Consider the following 16,592-nt stretch of genomic DNA (forward strand, 5'->3'; position numbering starts at 1 on the left):
AGCAATGAAACAAGGAATCCATCCAAATTATATTGAGAGCACAGTGAGTTGTGCCTGTGGCAATAGCTTCAAGACGTTGAGCATAAAGCCCCTCTTGAAAGTTGATGTGTGTTCTAAGTGCCACCCATTCTTTACTGGTCAGCAGCGCATGCTTGATACTGCGGGTCGCGTGGAGCGCTTCCGCAAGCGCTTTAGCCTTGAAGAAGAGTAGGCTTAAGTAATAGATGAAAAGGGGTAAAGGAACGATAAACGGTGTCCTTTACCCCTTTTTTACAGTGCTGGCCTTTTCCTGCTAAGATGTGCTGGTCAGCCATTGATGGTGGAGAGGTAGAGAGGCGCTGCCGTTATTCGAGCGCTGGTGAAGAGGTGGATTCTATTTTCGCTCCTTGCTCCTCTTCTGAAAGTACCAGTCATGTTGTGGATGCACTAATTTGAGGGGGTGACTTACCTGGTGAAGCAACGCACTATATTGTTCCTAATCGCTGATACAGGGGCGGGGCATCGTAGCGCTGCGAATGCCATTACGGGCGCGATCAAGCTTATCTCGCAGCGAGAGCAAGAGGCTTGGCAAGCGCAGCATGCGGAGCAACTTGTACCTTCTACGGTCGCAGGTTCCGCTAGCGAGACCGGAGTTCCCGCGCTTGAACCACCAACCTACCGCATTGAAATCGTGGATGTCTTTGAAGAGTATAGCCGCTTTCCTCTGCGTGAAGCTGTCAAGCTCTACGGCCCAACCATTCGCTATAATCCGAAGCTCTTCGGTGATGTATTTCATTTAAGCAATCAAGAAGGCCCGGTGAAGGCTTACCAGACGATTGCCACACCACTCATCTTGAATGGCTTGATGCGCTTGATTACAAGCGTTCAACCCGACATTATTGTCTCTATTCATCCCCTGCTCAATCACGTAACCATTCATGCCTTGCAGGAACTTGGGTTAAAGATCCCTTTCCTGACCGTTGTCACGGATCTGATAACGGTTCACTTTACCTGGTTTGCTCCGGGGGCAAATGGCTATATTGTGCCGACTGAACAGGCCAAACAACTGTATATGGAGCGCGGCCTCGATCCAAAGCGTCTGCATATGTTGGGCATGCCAATCGATCCTAAATTCACGCTGCCCACTGATAGCAAAGAAGAGTTACGAAAGCGCTTTGGTCTGCAAGAGGGCTTGCCAACTGTGTTGCTGGTGGGTGGTGGTGATGGCGCGGGTGGCTTACAGGCAGCGGTCAAGGCCATTTCACAGGCCCGCTTGCCCGTCCAGTTGATGGTGGTAACCGGGCGTAACCGTCGTTTGTACGCGCAACTCTTGCGTACACGCTCCAAGTTTCATGTGCCTGCCAAGATTTTTGGCTTTGTACATAATATGCCGGAACTGATGCGCGCCTCGGATATTATTGTTACCAAGGCGGGGCCAGGTACTATTTGTGAGGCCCTTTCATGCGATCTGCCGATTATTCTTAGTGGGTATGTACCGGGACAGGAAGAGGGAAACGTCAAGTTTGTGCTGGCAAATGATGTTGGTGTGCTGGCGCTTGATCCTCGCACCCTGGTGAATGAGTTACGCAAACTGATCAAGCCTGGCTCACAGATATTGCGCCAGCGCCTGGATAACGCGCGGAAGGTTAGTCGCGCGCGTGCCTCTTTTGATATCGCGAACTGCATTCTTAGCTATCTTCCGGATCTTGAGGCCGAGAGCATCTGGCATTCACGTCAATGGCAGCGCGCGCAGCGCCGTCTCTCAGGGCGTTTGCGCTCGGCGATCCGGCTGCGTCGTCGTCAGGGAACGCGTGCGCGTAAGCCTGTGGGGGGTAAGACTTTGTTGCGTAATCCGGTGACGCGACGTTTCGCGCGCACCCGTGACCTGTCGGAGAACGGTACAGATACACCATCAACCTCTATTCTGCGTCGGTTTATTAAGATCAAAGGGAATGGGCGCTAATGCTCGCGCTTGTTTCTATCGGCGCACGCGTCTCTATGCATAAGGAGCAACCAGTATGTCCAGATTTTATTATGGCGGGCAGGCCGTGATCGAGGGCGTTATGATGCGAGGGAAGACCTCTGTCGCCGTCGCTATGCGTAAGCCGGATCAGAGCATCTATGTCTATGAAGAGGCTCTGCCGCCCCGCTTGTATCGCGGCAAGCTCTTTCGCCTGCCTTTTCTGCGTGGCATGTTGCTGCTGTGGGAGACGTTAATTCTAGGTACGCGCATCATGACGCTCTCTGCCAATGTGGCCTCCGAGGAGCCTGAGGATGAGGCGAAGGCTCCGAGCGCCGATGCCCCTGCTCAAGAGGTTGACGAGGACAAGACGAAGATTGGGGCCTCGATGGCCCTCTCTCTGATCACCTCAATGACGATAGCTGTGGCAGTCTTCTTCGTGGGACCGCTCGTCGTGACAAGCCTGCTGCGGACCTGGATTGGTGATGGTTGGCTGAGCCTGGTGCTGGAAGGGATCCTACGCCTGGCTTTGCTGATTGGCTACCTGCTCTTGATTGGGCGTGTGCCTGATATACAGCGCGTCTTCGGCTATCACGGAGCTGAGCACAAGGCAATTAATGCCATGGAGCATGGGGAGCCGCTCGATGTGGCGCATGTGCGCGCCGCGACGCGTGTACATACCCGCTGCGGGACTGGCTTCCTTCTCATTGTGGCGGTTCTCTCTATTGCTATCTTTGCCCTGGTGGTTACGCCTTCGTTGCCCATAAAGATCATATCGCGAGTAGTGCTGGTGCCTGTGGTCGCTGCTGTCGCGTACGAATTGATGCGTCTGGGTGCCGCGAACTACCGCTTTCGTATTGTGCGCTGGCTGCTGGCGCCGGGGCTGGCATTGCAGGGTTTGACGACACGCGAGCCCGAAGATGGTATGATCGAGTGCTCTATTGCCGCTCTCGAACGCGTTCTGGCGCGTGATCAGGATGCCGAGAGCGGAAAGCAAGATGCCAGTGCCGCATCACTAGCGGTAGCACCCTAGTCTTCCGAAGGTAAGGATCGACATACGCTCTATGCAATCAGAATCACAGCAAATCACACCCCTCCTGGGGAACACCCGGAGGATACGAATATCGAAGTCTTTGCCGCCATCGAACAGGTTGAGATGGAGCAAGAGCTTCAGCAGCGTGATACCTCTATGCCACTCAAGTTTTCCTTCTTGCGTTGGGGAAGCAATGGTGTCATCCGTTTGTTGTATCGCTTTTGGACGCGGATCGCCGCGCACCTCTGCCCGGAGGATTCGTTTGGCGAGCGTGTGGCGCATGCTCTACATATTCCCTTGCCAGATACGCTCAATATGAGCTGGGTTAATAGCCACCTTGCCGTTGGGGGGCGTGTGCGCCCGGAGGATATTCCCGCGCTCGCAAGGGTTGGAGTCACGCACGTCGTGGATACGCGCCAGGAGTATTGCGACGACAAGGAGTCTCTGCGCAAACATAATATCGAGTTGTTGTATTTGCCTACACCTGATACTTATCCCCTGAGTGTGGAGCAGCTACTTGATGGTTCGCGCTGGATCAATGAGCGCCTGAAGCAGAATGGACGTGTGCTGATCCACTGTGAGCATGGTGTCGGGAGAAGTGTATTACTGACCTGTGCCGCTCTGGTCTACGGTGGTATGCATGGAGCGGAGGCGCTAGAACTGGTGCAGCGCCAGCGCTGGCAGGCCGCGCCTAATCATCGTCAGATCGCGCGACTGCGCGAGTTTGAGGAGACCTGCAAATCGCTACCCAGGATATAACGCTCGATAGCTACAGCAACGCCATCCTCGGCGTTGCTGGCAGTGACCGCACGCGCCGCTTTCTGAACTCTCGCACGCGCCTGCCCCATTGCCACGCCCCAACCAACGCTTTCTAGCATCTCAATGTCGTTATAGCCATCCCGATAGCCATTACCTGTGACATGGGTATGCCCAGGGAATCCGCCAGGGTTTGTACTCCACTGGCCTTGGAGCAACGGGCATGCATAATTGAGAGTTCGGCGGTGTGGTAACTTCCAAGTGGCGTCATATTCCAGGCGCAGTTAAGGGCCGAGATTGTGGGTAGTATGGCTTGCACAACTTCCTCTGAGGTAAAGGCGACGATTCGTAAGGGATCAGGTTGTCCCAGGCAGCAGCTTGCGTAGGGAAAGCGGCGGAGCGTCTGAGATGATGTCAGATAGTTCGTAACAGAGGGAGTGTCAAACTCTTCCAGGCCGGTCCAGGTTTCCTCTTCGAGGGCGTAGTAGTGGTGGATGACAGGCTGGACTCGATGCTGAACCAGGATATCGAGTGCCTGCTGAGCTATCTCCGCCTGAAGCATCAGGGTATGGAAGACGTGCCCATTGGGATGCTCAAGAATCAAGGCCCCATCATATAAAATAATTGGGATATCGACCCCCAGTGTGGAGGCAATGCCTCTGGTATTTATATGCCGTCGGGCCGTTGCCAGGGTCACGACCAGGCCTGCTTGGCGTGCCGCTTGAATTGCCTCACGTGTGCGAGCGGTAATTTGCTTCTGGGGGTTGAGTAAGGTCCCATCAATGTCAATGGCAAGCATTTTAAGAGGTTCTAGAGGTTGAGGTTGGTGCATAGCTATTCTATCCGCCTGACTCGTTGTACTATATGTGGGTAGGGTAATGGAGAGTTCCCTCTAACCCGGGCAGGTGCATCTCCACCGCATAAGTGTTGTTCTGCTTATTATATGCTGATTCAGAGCATCTCATCAAATTAGATTGAAAGAACAGGACGATTCGGTAGTGTGGATTGGATGTGCCACCCTTTCCAAAAATATGTGTTCGGCAAAGAATAGGAAATGTGCAGCAAAGACCTTGTGCGAAGACTAGCGCCTCCACGATCCCCATACGGGGGCACGGCAGCGGGGTTGGGTTTCGCATAAGACTATAAAGGAAATTGGTAGAAGGTTAATCATGGATACGCGAGATAAGCAATCTCTAGAGACGGATTCCCCTTCCCAGGCGGAAGTGCAGCAATATATAGAGGTAACCCATAATAGCAGTCAGGACGAGACAAGCGCGCAAAGGGACACGGTTATCCAGCCGCATATGCGTTCGCACTGGATTGATGACGAAGGCTTTCCTCTTTTGCCGGATATCCAGCCGGTGAGTACGGTACGCGATAGCCTCTATGACCTGATTCCACTGGGACCGCGCGAAGTCAAATTGATTGGTAGTCCTGAGTTTCTGCGTTTGCAGCATGTCAAACAGCTTGGATTTGTCTATCGCATCTGGCCTGGCGCGACCCATACCCGCTATGAGCATAGCCTTGGTTGCTATCATTTGACGGTGCGCGCTCTGCGTGCGCTGCTCCAGCGTGGGGAGAAAGGTGGGCTGGATGGAGTCTCGGTGAGTAGCATTCAAGCGTTGGTAGTTTCCTCTTTGCTTCATGATATCGGACATTATCCATATTCCCATACTATCGAGGAGCTAGGCCACCCCATTCTGCTGCATGAGCGTGTCGGGCGCTCTGTTATTGAGAAAAGCTCTATCTCGACTATCCTTGAGCGCGATTACCATCTCTCGCCTGAGCGTGTAGCAGATTTCATTGATCCACCGAAGAATCGCTCGCTTCATCCAGATGATGAATTGTTGGGGCACCTGCTGAGTGGTCCCCTGGACGTTGATAAGCTAGATTACCTGCCGCGTGATGCCCGTGCCTGTAATGTGCCCTATGGTGGTGTTGATGTCTCGCGCCTACTCAGCTCGCTTCTTGTTCACCAGGTGGATGGCAAACGGCGTATTGTGGTCACACACAAGGGGATCAGCCCACTTCACTCGTTGCTTCATGCGCGACAGGAGATGTTTGATAATATCTACTGGCATCACACGAGCCGCGCCTTCCAGATTATGCTGGTGCGTGCCGTACAGGATGCACTGTTGAGTGAGCAACTGCGTGCCGAACAACTGGTAGGGCTGGATGATCATTCCTTGCTAACTCTGTTGCAGGGAGATTCGATGCCACAGAGCACACGCCAATTGACGCAAAGCCTGACGCTCCGTCAGCCTCATAAGGTGGTGCTGGAGGTCAGTCGCATGGCCGGGCGCTTCTTTAATCGCCTGGATGCACTCTTCTGGGATTCTGAGCGTCGACGGCGCGTGGAGTGCCAGTTGGCTCAACGCCTCTCTACCGCGTTGGAGACGGAAATCGCCGATCATGAATTGCTCTTTGACATTCCGCGCCCGGAAAAATGGGAGATGGACCTGAATATTACTTTTGAGCACCCACCTGTGGGGATGAAGCCCTTCATGAGTTGGGTCGAGGTGACTGGTCTACAGCCAGATGATCTTGCGCGCTATGAGCAGCACCAGCGCCGCATTCGTATCGTAGTTGCCACGCGCCTGCGCGACCTGTTGACCGCGCGCCGTGACGATGTTGTACTACCGATTCTGGAAGAGATAATCTAAGCAAGACATATGAAGGGGACGTACGCACCATGCGTACGTCCCCTTCATATGTCTTGCTTAACTCTGGGGATGGACTGTGTGTAGAATGGCCTTTTCGCGTTTTTGTTGTACCTGTTTTAGAGACTTCTCGTAAATGCGCCGTGCGGGAGCGTAATCTATATCCAGGCGTACGGCGTGCTCAGAGCAGCGTACGGCTTCGCGATAGCGCTCCAGGCGGTAGAGAGTATCAGCTTTGAGGGTCCAGAAGCGCACGTTCGCGGGATCAAGCTGTAAGAGTTGATCCAGGGTCTCGTTGGCTTCGGCATATTGGCCCAGGCCTCGCCATGCACGCATATAGTTTTCCCAGGCGAAGAGATTATCGGGTACCTGGGCGATCAATTCGCGGGCAACCTCTTTGAGCGCGTCATACATCTCAAGCGCACGTAGGGCCTGCGCTGCCTGAACCAGGGAAGGGGTATGTCCGGGGTGCTGTAGCAAGACTTCGCGCGTAACGGCAATGGCTTCTTGCATGCGACCCAGACGGCAGAGGATCTCGCCTTTCATATGGAGGGCGAAGAAATTATGCTCATCAAGCACTAGTGCTCGATTGAAGTTATCTAGCGCCTCATTCAAACGTTGAAAGTTCATAAGTGCGACACCCTGATTGGCCCAGGCCCGCGCGTCCTCTGGTGCGAGCATGACGGCGCGTTGAGCGTTGCGTAATGCTTCGGGGAAACGCTGCTGGATCAATTGAAGCCCGCTACGATTGAGCCAGGCCAGAGGCAAGTTTGTATCAAGCAGGAGAGCCTGGTCATTGGCAATAGTCGCCTCTGAGATACGTTCGAGCTTTTGTAGAGCGCGAGCCTTAAAAGCCAGGGCGGTAGCTGAATTAGGCTGCGCATCAAGTAGACGGGTGGAAATAGCTAACAGCGCGTCATACTCGCTGAGGGCATCAAGCGCCGCCGCGAGACCTACAAGATCCTCTTCTTCCGCCTCATTGCGCTGGATGAGCTCGTTCAAATATTGGCTGGCCTGGAGCCAGTTGTGCGCCTGTAATTCGGTGTGGGCCTGCTGGCGCAACTGATTGATCGTTTGTGGCGTCTCTCCTGAAGCCTCTGGTGTGATTGGCTGGTCATTTTCGTTCAACGTTGGCTTACTCTCTCCCATGTATGACGCTCTTCTCCGCTCTCTTTACCCTCCATTATCACATGAAGATCTATTATGAGCAACCCTTTCAGGACTGAAAGTCATACAGATTTTTTACAAAACCCATAAAGATTTCTAAAACTACCACTGTATAGTTATCAGTAACAAGACGACAGAACTTCGTAGCAAGAGGCGAATGAACCGGTCCAGATGCATCGTGTTCAGGAGGATGCCAGATGCCAGACGAAAATATGACTACTAATGATCCAAATTACGACAATACAACTATGGATGATTCTGTGAGACAGGATACGGGAACGACAGTGTCTCAGGTCGTCGCGGAAGAGCGGCAACCAGAGCAGCCTTATGAGCATATGACTTTTGCTAATAATGACTATACACGTGTTGAGACCTATGCTAAGCATCTATCTCAGGAAGATGCACATGGGCGTTCCTATACGCCGACGGCTTATCCAATAACCGATCAGCACCAGACAGTGAGACAGCCCGGGATGGGTCCCTATGGGCAGGCACCTGCTCCACGTCCACCTGAGCGCAAGGGGCCGCGAACTGCGGCAATAGCTTTGCTAGCAGTTGTGCTTCTGCTGGTCTTTGGGACGGGGCTCTTCGCGGGCTGGCAGTATGGGCGTACCTCGACGCTACCCGCGCAGACGACGACGGAGAAGAAGGGCCTGCAATCGGATAATAATGGGCAGGTGACGATCCCCTCGTTGACTGACAACAATATACAGACAGTGCGCGAGGCGGTTATCGCCAGTGTACAACCTGCTGTGGTGCAGATTACGACTGATTCCGGCCTGGGATCTGGTATTGTGATTGACAAGCGTGGTTATATCGTCACCAACTATCACGTGGTTGAGAAGGCCAAGAGCCTCTCCGTCAAGTTCTTAGATGGTTCGCAGAAGAGCGCGACCCTGGTTGGAACAGACGCGACTGACGATCTGGCGGTGCTCAAAATCACACCAACGACTAGCTTGACGACCGCCAACCTGGGTGATTCTTCGACGCTTAAGGTGGGTCAGGAAGTGCTGGCAATTGGGAACCCGTTAGGCAACTCAAATACAGTTACGCAGGGTATCATCAGCGCGCTAGGTCGCAATGTTTCCGAGGATAGCACCGCGACTTTGCCAAATACGATTCAGACGGATGCGCCGATCAATCCTGGTAATAGTGGTGGCGCGCTTGTCGATCTGACTGGCAAGGTAATCGGGATGCCGACCCTGGTTGCGATCAATTCGGAGTACAATACACCAGCGAATGGCGTAGGGTATGCGATTCCGTCCAACCGCGTAAAGTTTATCGCGCAGCAGATTATCAACGATGGTAAGGTTACGCATACCGGGCGGGCCGCGCTCAATGTCACAGTGCAGGGCATCAACGCCAACGTGGCGCAAACGAATGGCCTCGCGGTCAGTCAGGGCGTGCTGGTCGTTCAGGTAACGCCTGGTGGTTCGGCGGATAAAGCTGGTATTCAGGTCAATGATGTGATTGTGCAGGTGGATGGAAAGGCTGTCACTGATGCCTCAACGCTTTCGGACGCGCTCTTGAGCAAGGATGTGGGCCAGCAGGTCTCATTAAAGATCTATCGTGGAAATCAGCAGATGACAATCAACGTTACCCTGGGCGAACTTCAAGCTCAGAATTCATAAAGCAGACAACCACGCGCCTTTCAGCCTTTACTGGTTGATGGTGCCACTATATAGCGCTTTTCCTTGTGCTTGGGATTTTGGAAGGACGGGTACTAGTACCCGTCCTTCTTTTTGCGCTACGATTGCCGCTGCTGAAGCGACGCGGCTACACATGGGCTGGTTATAGGAGGTTAGTGAGAAGTGCTTGAGGGTGCGGGTTGTGGGATGGTGCCGGGGGCTGTCTGTGATGGGCGAGAGCGGCGACCTGTGAGCAATACTCCGGCGTAGAAGACGAGCCAGCCCAGGGCCATAATGGCCCAGAAAGAGCTCTGAAGGCCGATGACACGTGCCAGGGTGCCAGCCGCCGCGTCAATAAGAGCCCCAGCCATGATGAGTACATTGGCCCAGAGCATATTGAGTGACTTCAGATCGCCGATGGTTCCACGTTTGCGTAGCAGGTTCAGCCCCGAGTATACAGCGACTCCCGCGATAGCTACCACGCCTAGCGTATTCAGGATAATCGTCGTGACCAGCCAGGGGCCGGGATGGAGGGTACCAGTACCTGGGGTACCCGCAATCTGACTGAGTTTTGCCATATCTATCGTCGCGTCGAAGGTGAAGGAGATAGCGATGAGGCTCAGGAATGAGAGAAAGATCAAGCATGAGCGCGTCAACATGGGTTTGCCCAGTAAGGCAATGCTGCCCAGCCCCAGCCACGCAGGCATAAGCGCTGCTCCCAATGTGTAGTAAACACGGAAGCAGGCAATGCCCGTGCCGCTAGTTGGTCCCGCGAGCATCATGACGACATAGGCCACTGTCGCGACGACAGCCATAAGGAGAGCCAGGGACCAGTAAAGTTGATATTCCCGTCGTCGGCGCAGATATTGGCGTGTGATCGTGCCCGCGAAGAAGGCGGTCGCGATGATATTGATGACCGGCGAGGAATAGAGAAGGACGTTATTCATAAGACATGTCACTCGTTATTTCAAGGTCTGGATCAGGCAAACGTATAGAAATCTATTGGTGTACCTCCTAAACTATACAAAAAACTACAGTTTCGTGCAACGCGTGGAGGAATATCAGTGCTGTGAGAATGTCTGTTGGGTGAGGGCCTTAAGTTGATCGCGCTTGCCAGAGAACATGTTGAGGTCAACGAATCCTGAGATACCAGGAACGTGTCCACGATTTGAGTATTGCCAGAAGGACCAGTTGGGGATATTGCTCCATTGAACCGGATAGATGATATTCCTGAACCAGATGGAGTAGTTCTCAAAGTGTCCTTTGATATATTGCTCATACCGGTCAAAATCTGTGTATATGATGGGCTTCAGGCCATAGTGTTGCTCCAGCATATCGAGGAAGACCTGTATCTCATGGAGCATCTTCTTTTGGTCTTTCCCGGTTACTTCCAGGTCCAGTACGGGGGGGAGCATTCCCGCTTCTTTGGGGACCATATGGATATAGTTGTTAGCCTGCTCAGCGCCAGTTAGATACTCTGTATAGAAATGATACGCGCCCCGAAGCAGCCCTTGTTCTTTGGCACCACGCCAATTTGCTTGAAAGTAGGCATCCTGATATGTTCGCCCTTCAGTGGCTTTGATGAACACAAAACTATAGGTTCCCGTCTGGGCGACCTCTTTCCAATCGATTTGCTTCTGATAGCTTGATACATCGAACCCTTGTGTGCTGTCATGTCCCACGAACCAGGAGTTCGGCCAGATGATTCCTGCATAGGAAAGTAAAGCTCCTATTACCAGTAATCCGAGCAGGGTAAGTCCGACGCGAGGCCATATGCTTCTCCTGAGCCAATTCCATGCCATATTCAAAATGAAATCCCCTTATTGTAAATGTATTTATGGGAGGATTATAACAGCTTTCGCAAGTTTATAGCCTTATGGCACAGTAGCATTATATGCGCGCGCCTACGCGCAGGGCTAGCCAGCCTATGGCTCCGAGCAGGAAGATGATTAGCCCCAGGCCCAGGCGTCCCATGCCTGTATTGAGATCAAAGATCCAGATGGTAGGCCAGTAGAAAGGGTTTGTCCCTGTACTTGTTGAGTCTGTTCTGGCCGAGTGGTGATTTGGGGTACCTGGGTATTTTGTGCTTGGTAGGGAGTCATCTCATTATTAGGGTACTTAGCACCATTATCTTTGGCATTAGAATAGCCCGCGCTCGATGATGTTGTTTGAACTGAGAGCGGTGTCATCAGAGGAAGGAATCCGCTGCCTAGTAGGAAGAGTCCTATGACCGCCGCGATGGCGCTCAGCATACGTAAGGCGCTACGGGTGCTTGAGCGGCCTGGGAATGGTGTGGAGAGTTCGCGTGTGTCTTTCCTCTTATCTTCGTCTACTTGCGCGTAGAGTGGTGGTGTATCGGGGAGGCGTGCGAAGTCGAGGGAGAGTGCGAACGACCTGGGGAGCGCTGGTTGAGGTAAGGACTTGAGGAGTGTGAGGGTTTGTCGTAATTCATGTAGTTCTTCCTGGCAACTGGAGCAGGAGCGCAGATGCTGGGCTAAGCGATCCTGTTCGGAGGAAGGTAACTCCCCATCCAGGTACGCGGAGAACTCTTCCGTTGTCAGGTGCCGTTCGTCGTGTGCCACGCGTCTACTCCATCTCCTAGTTCAAGAAACCAAATATTACAACCTATGAACACTGGTTTGGTATTCCAAAGTATATATTGATCTTAATTGGTTAGACGATAATCGCGCGGTAAAAGTTCCCGATGCTGAACAAGGTATTGGCGTAGTCGACTGCGACCGCGCGAGATACGCGAGCGCACCGTGCCTAGTGAAGTCTCTGTCGCCGTTGCCACCTCTTCATAGGAGAAGCCCTCGATATCGCAGAGCACGACTGCGACCCGCTGTTCGAGTGGGAGGTCCTGTAAGCCGCGCTGAATGAGGGCCTGAAGTTCGTGAGTGAGCAGTTGTTCTTCCGGGTTATCGCTAATCGCGCTGGTGACCAGCGAATTGAGTGTCTCCTGGGCGTGTGGCTCTTCGCTATCGGTGAGCATATCAAGCGAGGCGGCGGGATGGCGCTGCTTATAGCGCCAGTGATCGCAGGCGAGGTTGGAGCCAATACGTAGCAGCCAGGCGCGAAACGAGGACCCGCCCTTAAAAGAGTCGATATGGCGGAAGGCTGAGAGGAAGGCATCTTGCGTGACATCCGCCGCTGTCTCTGTATTACCGAGCATGCGTAGAACCGAGGCATACATTAATTGTTGGTAGCGCTCAATCAGTTTATTGAACGCCTCTAAATCGCCACGTTTACTGCGCACGATGAGCCATTCCTCATCCTCGGGTGTGTGCTTGCTCATCAACCAGGAGCCTCTCTCTACGAAATCTGCGTCTCCGCCTGCCATCTCGGCTAGTGTAGCACAAAACGTCATATTATGCACGCTTTTGCCCGCTAGAGTGGAAAAGACAAATCTTTCAGCAGGGACCGCGCAGGGTGAAGCGTTGCGCTTGTTAAAGCGTCGCGCCTACATATGGTAGATGATACAGTGCAGGGCGGAGAGCCGCGCTTGCTAAAGCGTCGTGCCTACATATTTGGGTCCTTTCGTGGTGTGCCGTTATATTGCTCGGAATTGTGAGTGATAGCCGCATTGGGAGTATGGAAATTGGTGAGGGGCTGTTTAGGTTGTGATGGCATGGTATTGGATTTGGAAGTGTGAGGGATCGCTGCATTGAGATTGGGATCGTGAGAGGTATGGGCGTCGAGTTGGTCCTGGGTGTTGGTCGTGTGAGGGGTAGTTGGACCGGGATCGGAAAGGTGAGAAATCGCTGCATTGAGATTGGGATCATGGGAAGTGTGAGGGATCGTTGCATTGAGATCATCGGGTGGAATCTCGTTGAGGGTGAGTAGAGGGAGAATGGGGACCTCATCGAGGAGAGCTGGTATGAGTGATTTGATGAAGGGATGGATACTGTAATGACCATAATCGGTTGTCGTGAGTAGATCGGCCTTATGCATTTTAGAGAGAAGCTGGCGCATACAATCATCATCGAAGTCAAGGGCGGTTGCAAGCTGACGTGGTGTCATGGCTTTTTCGCTGTTGTGGATGAGGTGCAGAATGGTCAAGCGTTCGGGGCTTAGCACCTTGTGAGCGCTAATAGTGTTGAGAGAGGTGATTTCCGAGAGGGATGCGAAGCGGAAGCTCAGGGTATCAGAAGAACAGTGTAGCAGATGGGTGGCGGGCTTAAGATTGCCGCAATGCGTTTCGAGACGATAATAGTTAGAGATGGGCAGCCGAGAGAGGTGCCAATGGTGATCCACGTGGGCGGCTAAGGGGGTCGAGCGCCGTCCAGTGTGCAGAACAAGAATGCTCATCTGACATGTTTCTGCCAGGCGGCGAAGCGCGTCTAGCAGGTCACGGTCATTTCCAGGGAAACCTTTGCGGAAGGCGGCGAGGTTATCGATGACGAGCAGGCTGGTAGGGCGAGTAGAGAACAAGGTATGTAGATCAAGTAGACCTTACTCAAGCTAACTCTGATTCGCTGTTGTGGATGAGGTGCAGAATGGTCAAGCGTTCGGGGCTTAGCACCTTGTGAGCGCTAATAGTGTTGAGAGAGGTGATTTCCGAGAGGGATGCGAAGCGGAAGCTCAGGGTATCAGAAGAACAGTGTAGCAGATGGGTGGCGGGCTTAAGATTGCCGCAATGCGTTTCGAGACGATAATAGTTAGAGATGGGCAGCCGAGAGAGGTGCCAATGGTGATCCACGTGGGCGGCTAAGGGGGTCGAGCGCCGTCCAGTGTGCAGAACAAGAATGCTCATCTGACATGTTTCTGCCAGGCGGCGAAGCGCGTCTAGCAGGTCACGGTCATTTCCAGGGAAACCTTTGCGGAAGGCGGCGAGGTTATCGATGACGAGCAGGCTGGTAGGGCGAGTAGAGAACAAGGTATGTAGATCAAGTAGACCTTGCTGAGAGGTCAGAGTATCGAGGGTATTGTTCAGAGTTAGCTTGAGTGAGGCCGGGAGGGGCGAGACTTAAAGAGGCGGGCTGTCGTTTGTTGCAGATTCTCTTCGGAACTATCAAGAGCCAGGTAATGGATGTGAGAACCAAAGGCGGTTCGGTAGGGCTGGTGGTCATCGTGGAGTGATGGGACACGTGAGTTGAGGGCTGGCTCGCCGGTAGCGATATCAAGAGCTAAATGGAGGGCGAGGGAAGTGCGACCAGAGTGGGACGCGCCAGTGAGTAGAGTCAGACCAGTGGGGAGCAGATTGTGGATGATCATGGGAACTCTAAAGTGGGCAGGAGGAAGGAATTCAGTAATGGGGGTATTGATGGAGCGAGTGCGACGCTGGAAGAGATCATCGTAGTGTTGAGCCATAGGGTGGTTCTCCTACTCTATACTGCATACTACGTGTTTAGCGAAGAATAATATTATATATACTGTATTTTGCTTACTATATAATTGTAAATAAGAGATCGCAATAATGTCAAGATTTCAAGGTGTATATTGAAATAGTCGTAAAAATAGATATTGATTGTATGGTGTATAGGATGGAACCTGTGCCCTGGAACTTCTTTGAGCAAGGGAACAGGTTCCATCGGGGAGAAATGTTAGCCAATAAAGAATTCTTGTAATATAGGGCCAAGGATCTCGTTGGCGGGGCCGTGGCCCTGACCTGTCAGGGTGCGGCGGCGCGCGTTGGGGAGAATATTGGCTAGCTCCCGTGCCCCTTGATGTAGATGGGGATGGCTAGCTTCGCCGTCCATCACAAGCGTAGGGATGGTGACAGAAGCCCATTTCTTGAGGGATGAGGGGTTACCGCTTATAGTATCGCCCATGATAGCACCATCATATGCGATAGTATGCGCGACCTCCTCCATGCTCGACCATATTGGCGACTGGCGCATCTGAGTGAGCATTTCGGCAGGGACGCCCACGGCATTTGTCATAAAGTAAGCTACGGCTTCGCTCCGGTGGCCCGATGAGACGAGCTTAGTAAGGTGTGATACATAATCCACTGGGATTGGAGGGCGACTGTCGTCAACGATAAAAGGAGGCTCGTAGAGTGCCAGTTTGGTGATCTGTGAGGGAAGGAGGCGCGCGGCCTCAAGGGCCAGAACAGCCCCAGAGGAATAGCCGAAGAGGAAGGACGATCCACCAGCTTCGTTCATCAGGGCTTTGATATCTTCAACCTCACGCTCGACGGTGTAGGGCTGCGTGTCTCCACTCTCACCTCGACCACGGCGGTCGTATATGAATACTGTGAAGTGAGGGGCCAGGGTGGAAGCCAGGGAGGCATCGGCTATGTGTGTGGCAGTCGCGCCAGCGACCAGAATGAGTGCGGGCCCCTGCCCGAATTGTTCGAAAGCGATAGGGGTTCCATCTTGGGAAATGACTTTGCGCATAGAAGGTTTCTCCTTTGAGGATGTCTATAGCGAAGGGCAGATTGCCTTAAGAACGAAACTATTGTAGCCTGACCGAAGATGGAAGTATTGTACAAAATGGCAAACCTTTGGTTGTAAACGACCAGCCTGAAAGGCGGGGCATTAAAGGATGACTGCTGTTTTTTCCATGCGCACGATCTGAGCGGGAGTATGACCGAGCCAGTGTTTGAGTGCTCGCGTCAAGTGAGGCTGATCGAAATAGCCCGCTTCCTCAACGGTATCGAGGATTGACACGCCTTGCTGTAGAAGTGTCCATGCCAGTTGCGCGCGCTGGAATTGCTGAATCTGCTTCTGGGTCAGACCAGTGGCGCGTAAGAAGCGATGGCGCAGTGTACGGTCGGCGACCTCCTGGGGTTGCCCCTGTAAGGCGGCTTTGACCACTGGATCAGATACAAGGATCTCTTTACGCACAAGCCACTCGACAAAGGTATCCGCGTTCTCATAGCTTGGATATTGCCAAGTGGAGCCATCCAGCCAGAAAGACTGGCTGGTCGCATCGGGTAGAGATTTTTCTGTATCGAGAAAGCTTTTCAAGGGGAGGCGGGGCATAAAGGCCCCAAGTCGGAACTTGATCCAGAGTAGTTCCGCGCCTTCGGGATAAGAGAGGGGGGTAGCTATCGTCAGTGGCCCTACGATCCGTAGTTCTGCGCCGCCATTATAGCGTATCAGGACGAGGTGCCAGCAGCACTCGGCGGGGCGAATGGTCGTCGCGGCCCGCTCGGTGCGACCGTGTTTTACCTCTTCGACCAGTGGTGAGTCGGATAGTCGTACTATATGGCTAATACTCATCTCTATTTTCCTCGTCCGCAATAATGCGCCAATGATCGTATTGTAACATGGATACGCGGTAGAGACTTCTCCTGGCTTGCTATAAAAGTATTCGCTAACGCCACCTGAGCGGCGTCCGGCTACGCCGCCATGTAGTTCTACTTCAAGCGGAGTGTGTATTGTGCCAAGCATGAGCGTATCAGGTGGTTTGTGCTCAGGCAAATGAATGGCTTGGGATTGGTAGAAGGACCCTTCTGTTAGCTA

The 16,592-nt window shown here is 53.0% G+C and carries 16 protein-coding genes and 1 pseudogene; 6 read left to right on the forward strand and 11 right to left on the reverse strand.

From position 1 onward, the window contains the following. Positions 1-4: 4 nt before the first annotated feature. The 4 genes from rpmE to K3T82_RS14725 all read left to right on the forward strand — a co-directional run bounded on the left by rpmE (position 5) and on the right by K3T82_RS14725 (position 3,731). On the forward strand, positions 5-211 hold the full coding sequence (gene rpmE / locus K3T82_RS14710; RefSeq protein WP_220194194.1) for a 50S ribosomal protein L31: 207 nt from the start codon (positions 5-7) through the stop codon (positions 209-211). Between the two features lie 240 nt (positions 212-451). Then, complete coding sequence (locus K3T82_RS14715) at positions 452-1,942, forward strand: MGDG synthase family glycosyltransferase (protein ID WP_220194195.1); 1,491 nt, start codon at positions 452-454, stop codon at positions 1,940-1,942. A gap of 55 nt (positions 1,943-1,997) precedes the next feature. Beyond that, the gene (locus K3T82_RS14720) at positions 1,998-2,972 is read left to right on the forward strand and encodes a DUF1385 domain-containing protein (protein WP_220194196.1); all 975 of its coding nucleotides are present in this window, start codon (positions 1,998-2,000) and stop codon (positions 2,970-2,972) included. 123 nt (positions 2,973-3,095) lie between these two features. Next, a complete protein-coding gene (locus K3T82_RS14725) occupies positions 3,096-3,731 on the forward strand; it encodes a protein-tyrosine phosphatase family protein (RefSeq protein ID WP_220194197.1) in 636 nt (211 codons plus the stop codon). On the opposite strand, the pseudogene K3T82_RS14735 reads toward K3T82_RS14725, so the two are convergent. Next, positions 3,674-4,560 (reverse strand): annotated as a pseudogene (locus tag K3T82_RS14735) (Cof-type HAD-IIB family hydrolase). The gene K3T82_RS14725 and the pseudogene K3T82_RS14735 overlap by 58 nt on opposite strands. 337 nt (positions 4,561-4,897) lie before the next feature. Here K3T82_RS14735 and K3T82_RS14740 point away from each other — a divergent pair. Next, positions 4,898-6,391, forward strand: coding sequence for an HD domain-containing protein (locus K3T82_RS14740; RefSeq protein ID WP_220194200.1), 1,494 nt, complete (start codon positions 4,898-4,900; stop codon positions 6,389-6,391). Between the two features lie 57 nt (positions 6,392-6,448). Here the strand turns inward: K3T82_RS14740 and K3T82_RS14745 are convergent, their stop codons facing one another. Continuing rightward, a complete protein-coding gene (locus tag K3T82_RS14745) occupies positions 6,449-7,537 on the reverse strand; it encodes a tetratricopeptide repeat protein (protein WP_220194201.1) in 1,089 nt (362 codons plus the stop codon). A 215-nt stretch (positions 7,538-7,752) separates the two neighbouring features. On the opposite strand from K3T82_RS14745, the gene K3T82_RS14750 reads away from it, so the two are divergent. Beyond that, positions 7,753-9,186, forward strand: a complete 1,434-nt coding sequence (locus tag K3T82_RS14750) for a S1C family serine protease (protein ID WP_236031156.1) — start codon at positions 7,753-7,755, stop codon at positions 9,184-9,186. Between the two features lie 170 nt (positions 9,187-9,356). On the opposite strand, the gene K3T82_RS14755 is transcribed toward K3T82_RS14750, so the two are convergent. The 9 genes from K3T82_RS14755 to K3T82_RS14795 all read right to left on the reverse strand — a co-directional run bounded on the left by K3T82_RS14755 (position 9,357) and on the right by K3T82_RS14795 (position 16,550). After that, complete coding sequence (locus K3T82_RS14755; protein WP_220194202.1) at positions 9,357-10,130, reverse strand: hypothetical protein; 774 nt, start codon at positions 10,128-10,130, stop codon at positions 9,357-9,359. A gap of 114 nt (positions 10,131-10,244) precedes the next feature. Continuing rightward, entirely contained in the window at positions 10,245-10,985 is a 741-nt protein-coding gene (locus K3T82_RS14760; protein ID WP_220195118.1) for a GH25 family lysozyme, read from the reverse strand. Between the two features lie 147 nt (positions 10,986-11,132). Further along, entirely contained in the window at positions 11,133-11,765 is a 633-nt protein-coding gene (locus K3T82_RS14765; RefSeq protein ID WP_220194203.1) for an anti-sigma factor family protein, read from the reverse strand. A gap of 83 nt (positions 11,766-11,848) precedes the next feature. Next, a complete protein-coding gene (locus K3T82_RS14770) occupies positions 11,849-12,478 on the reverse strand; it encodes an RNA polymerase sigma factor (protein ID WP_220194204.1) in 630 nt (209 codons plus the stop codon). A 224-nt stretch (positions 12,479-12,702) separates the two neighbouring features. Continuing rightward, positions 12,703-13,614, reverse strand: coding sequence for an AAA family ATPase (locus K3T82_RS14775; protein WP_220194205.1), 912 nt, complete (start codon positions 13,612-13,614; stop codon positions 12,703-12,705). A gap of 25 nt (positions 13,615-13,639) precedes the next feature. After that, entirely contained in the window at positions 13,640-14,059 is a 420-nt protein-coding gene (locus tag K3T82_RS14780) for an AAA family ATPase (RefSeq protein ID WP_220194206.1), read from the reverse strand. A gap of 59 nt (positions 14,060-14,118) precedes the next feature. Continuing rightward, entirely contained in the window at positions 14,119-14,493 is a 375-nt protein-coding gene (locus tag K3T82_RS14785) for an AAA family ATPase (protein WP_220194207.1), read from the reverse strand. Positions 14,494-14,726: 233 nt separating this feature from the next. Beyond that, positions 14,727-15,521, reverse strand: coding sequence for an alpha/beta fold hydrolase (locus K3T82_RS14790; protein WP_220194208.1), 795 nt, complete (start codon positions 15,519-15,521; stop codon positions 14,727-14,729). Positions 15,522-15,662: 141 nt separating this feature from the next. Continuing rightward, the gene (locus K3T82_RS14795) at positions 15,663-16,550 is read right to left on the reverse strand and encodes a helix-turn-helix domain-containing protein (RefSeq protein ID WP_220194209.1); all 888 of its coding nucleotides are present in this window, start codon (positions 16,548-16,550) and stop codon (positions 15,663-15,665) included. Between the last annotated feature and the right edge of the window lie 42 nt (positions 16,551-16,592).

The sequence above is a fragment of the Ktedonospora formicarum genome, from assembly GCF_016587355.1.
Classification (GTDB): domain Bacteria; phylum Chloroflexota; class Ktedonobacteria; order Ktedonobacterales; family Ktedonobacteraceae; genus Ktedonobacter; species Ktedonobacter formicarum.